Here is a 3,419-nt window from a genome sequence, read left to right on the forward strand (position 1 = left end):
GCGCACCGCTGATCAGGAGTGCCGCGGCAGCACCGATAATGCCAAGCGGACCGGTCGCCAGCACCAGCATCGCCTTGCCGAAGTTCTGCAGCTGGATCATCAAAAGCACGACAATGACGGCCAGCATGATCGGTGCCTTGGCGGCGATCGAAGCCTGGCTTTCCGCCGAATCCTCCGCACCGCCCTGGATTTCGATCTTGTAACCGGGCGCCAGACCCGCACGCAGGTCCTTCATGTCGTTGTACATCTTGGTGACGACGTCGTTGGACTGCACGCCGTCGGGCAAGGTGGCGCGCACGCTGATGGTCGGCAGGCGGTCGCGGCGCCATTCGATGCCTTGCTCCAGCACCGGCACCACCTTGGCCACCTGCGACAGCGGCACGAAACCGCCGAAGTCGGTCGGGATATAGACCGAGTCGACCGAGGACAGCATGCTGCGGCTGGCATGCGGCTCGCGGGCGACGATGGACACCGTCTCCTCGCCGTCGCGGAAGTCGTCGAGCGGCGCGCCGGACATCGTCGCCTGCAGCATCTGGCGGATGCGCTGCGAGGTAACGCCGAGTGCGCGGGCACGATCCTGGTCGATGACCAGCTTCATCGCCGGAACCGGCTCCAGCCAGTCATCATGCACGGCGCCAAGCAGCGGATCTTCACGGAACTTCGCCTTCACCTGGTCGGCGATGCGGCGCACCTCCTGGCGATCCGGCCCCATGACGCGCATCTGCACCGGCCAGCCGGTCGGCGGACCGAGGAACAGACGATCGACCTTGGCACGGATGGACGGGAAGTCTTGCGCCAGAACGGTGCGCAACTTGACGATCAGACGCTCGCGAGCCGGTTCGTCATTGGCCATGACGAGCAACTGGGCAAAGTTGGGGTTGCTCAGCTGCTGGTCGAGCGGCAGGAAGAAGCGCGGCGCGCCCTCGCCGATATAGGTGGCGATGAAACGCTTGTCCTTGTCGTCCATCATCTTGGTCTCGAGCGCCTTGGCCTGCGCCTCGACTTCCTTGATGCTGGTGCCTTCCGGCAGCCAAAGGTCGACGAGGATTTCCGGCCGCGACGATTGCGGGAAGAAGTTCTGCGGAATGAACTGGAAAGCCCACAGGCTGGTGCCGAAGGTGACCAGCGTCATCACCAGGACGATGATGCGATGGCGCACGGCCCAGCTGACGGTGGCACGAAGCCGGCGGTAGAAACGCGTGTCGAAGACATCGTGATGGCTGCCGGCATGCTTGCGCTGCTTGAGGATCATGTTGCCGAGCCATGGCGTGAAATAGACCGCGACGAACCAGGAGACGATCAGCGCGATGCCGACGACATAAAACAGCGTGCGGACATATTCGCCGGCGGTCGAGGCCGCGAAGCCGACCGGAATAAAGCCGGCCGTGGTGATCAGCGTGCCGGTCAGCATCGGGAAGGCGGTCGAGGAATAGGCGAAGCTCGCCGCCTCGACCTTGACCATTCCCTCCTCCAGCTTGCGCTCCATCATCTCGACGACGATCATCGCGTCGTCGACCAGAAGACCGAGCGCGATGATCAGCGCGCCGAGCGAGATGCGCTGCAGGTCGATGCCGAGCTCGTACATGATGGCGAAGGTCGCGGCCAGCACCAGCGGGATGGCGATGGCGATGACCAGGCCGGAACGCCAACCGATCGACAGGAACGAGACCACGAGCACGATCAGCAACGCTTCGCCAAGCGCATGCATGAACTCCGCCACCGCATCGGTGACGACGCCCGGCTGGTCGGAGATCTGGTCGACCGCAACGCCGTAGGGCAGCGCCTCTTCGAAGCGCTTGTAGGTGGCCTCGACATCCTTGCCGACATCGGTAACCTTGAAGCCCTTGGCCATGACGACGCCCAACTGCACGCTGTCGTGACCGTTGAAGCGGTACTTTCGCTGGAACGGATCCTGCAACCCCGAACTCACCGTGGCGATGTCGCCCAGCCTCGTGACCTGACCGCCGGCGCGCAGGCGCAGGTTCCTGATATCCTCGACCTTGCCGACATCGCCCTCGACGGAAATGCGCACCGAGTTGGTGCCGGTATCGACGGAGCCGGCCGGGTCGACATTGTTCTGTCCCTTGATCGCATTCTGCAGATCGGTCAGCGTCAGGCCCCGTTCGGCCAGGGCCTTGGACGAGACGTCGATATAGAGCTTTTCAGGCTGGTCGCCGATGATAACGGCTTTTTCGACGCCGGGCGTCGTCAAAAGCATGTCGCGCGCCTGGATGGCGAACTTCTTCAGCTCGGGATAGCTGAAGCCGTCGCCGCTGATCGAATGCAGGGTGATAAAGGTGTCGCCGAATTCGTCGTTGAAATAGGGGCCGAGCAGACCTTGTGGCAAGTCACCGGCAATGTCACCGACCTTCTTGCGCACCTGGTAGAACGCGTCGGTCACCTCGGCGGTGTTGGTGTCGCCCTTGATCTGCACGGTGATGATGGCGCTGCCGGCGCGGGTGAAGGAGCGCACGAAATCGAGATGCGGCGTCTCCTGCAGCTTGCGTTCGATCTTGTTGACGACCTGGTCTTCCATCTCCTGGATCGAGGAGCCCGGCCAGATCGCCTGGACGACCATGACCCGGAAGGTGAAATCGGGATCTTCCTTCTGGCCCATGCGCATCAGGCCGAGCGCGCCGGAAATGATGATCAGGCCGAACAGGAACCGCGCAATGGCGGGATGGCCGATTGCCCAGCGCGACAGGTTGAAGGGCCGCTTCTCTTCCGTGGAATTGGTCATCGACGCTGGTCCATCTATCTAGCGCAACAAAATCGAGGGTTCGTAGTGGCTTCCGGGCGGCAAGGCTCTCCCAGCGGAGAAGCACTCATCGCGGTGGGACGCGAAATCGATGTGGGGGTTACATCAATCGAGCGTCTCGGTCGGGCGCCTGCCGCCCGGAAACCAGCGGCTGCGGGAACGCGCAGCCGGTTGTCTGTCGTCAGCGCACCTGCTTGGCGTCGCCGTCCGCCGCGGATGCCGATTGCAGCGCCGTATCACCGGCGAGCTTCACCTTGAGGTTCTCGGTCATGAATTGCGTGCCGGCGGCGACCACGACATCGCCGGGTTTCAAACCCTCCGCGACACGCACGCCATCGGCGGCGAACTCGGCAACCTTGATCGGACGAGCATGAACGGTGTCGGCGCCACGATCGACGGTCCAGACGATCGATTGGGTGCCTTGCTCGGCCAGTGCGCTCAGGGGGATCGAGACCAGCTGCCGCTCATTGGCCGCCGTGGCTTCGATGCTGGCGGTCATGCCGAGCAGCACACGCGGATCGTTGGGCAGGCTGACGCGGACGGCAAAGGTGCGTGATTGCGGATCGGCGCTGCCGGCGACTTCGCGGACCTTGCCGTCGAGCGCCAGCGCATCGTCGGACCAGAAGCCCGCCTTGACCGCCTTGCCCGGCTTGAATTCGGC

General features: G+C 63.7%; 2 protein-coding genes. Both read right to left on the reverse strand.

Annotation, left to right across the window (positions count from 1 at the left end):
• On the reverse strand, positions 1-2,740 hold a 2,740-nt coding region (locus EOA22_RS28205; RefSeq protein ID WP_164755907.1), incomplete at its 3' end, for an efflux RND transporter permease subunit.
• Positions 2,741-2,939: 199 nt separating this feature from the next.
• Positions 2,940-3,419: efflux RND transporter periplasmic adaptor subunit (locus EOA22_RS28210; protein WP_127390388.1), on the reverse strand; the 480-nt coding region annotated here is incomplete at its 5' end.

The sequence above is a fragment of the Mesorhizobium sp. M7A.F.Ca.US.014.04.1.1 genome (assembly GCF_003998745.1).
Lineage (GTDB): Bacteria > Pseudomonadota > Alphaproteobacteria > Rhizobiales > Rhizobiaceae > Mesorhizobium > Mesorhizobium ciceri.